Here is a 786-nt window from a genome sequence, read left to right as displayed (position 1 = left end):
TTTATGCCAAAGCGGACAGCGCCGATCTTTTGCCTGATATGGGTACCACGGCGGGCGGCACGCTGACTATCGATCAAGAGCTGCAAATGGGCGATTTTTATGTCCGTCAGCTTAGAGGCAGTGCACCGCTGATTAATGATCCTCTGCTAAATGAATACATTAACCAGCTTGGACAACGCCTGGTTGCTCACGCCTATTCCGTGCGTTTTCCGTTTCATTTCTTCATCGTTAACAATGATGAACTCAATGCCTTCGCCTTCTTTGGCGGCAACGTGGTGCTGCACTCGGCAATATTTCGCTATACCGACAACGAAAGCCAGCTCGCATCCGTTTTAGCGCATGAAATTTCACACGTCACCCAGCGCCACCTTGCACGCGCAATGGAAGACCAAAAACGTAAATCTCCGCTGACTTGGGTGGGTGTGCTAGGTTCCATCCTGTTGACGATGGCCAGCCCCCAGGCCGGTATGGCCGGACTCACCGGCACGCTGGCGGGTACGCAGCAGGGAATGATCAGCTTTACGCGATCGAACGAAGAAGAGGCCGATCGCATCGGTTTGCAGGTGCTACAGCGTTCAGGTTTTGATCCCGAGGCAATGCCAAACTTCCTGCAAAAACTTGCCGACCAGTCGCGCTACTCCAGCAAACCGCCGGAAATGCTGCTCACTCATCCCCTGCCCGATAGCCGACTTTCCGACGCCCGCAACCGCGCAAACCAGATGCCACGCATAGTTTTGCAGTCTTCACAGGATTTTCTGTTTGCCAAAGTCCGCATACTGGGCATGT

Annotated in this window: 1 protein-coding gene; it reads left to right on the top strand. The window is 53.7% G+C overall.

All coding sequences use genetic code 11. From position 1 onward, the window contains the following. Window positions 1-786: M48 family metallopeptidase (locus BS639_RS24600; protein WP_139804189.1), on the top strand; the 786-nt coding region annotated here is incomplete at both ends.

This window comes from Rouxiella silvae (assembly GCF_002093625.1).
Classification (GTDB): Bacteria; Pseudomonadota; Gammaproteobacteria; order Enterobacterales; family Enterobacteriaceae; genus Rouxiella; species Rouxiella silvae.
Note: the sequence above shows the minus strand (reverse complement) of the source record. Positions and strands in the feature narration are given on the sequence as shown.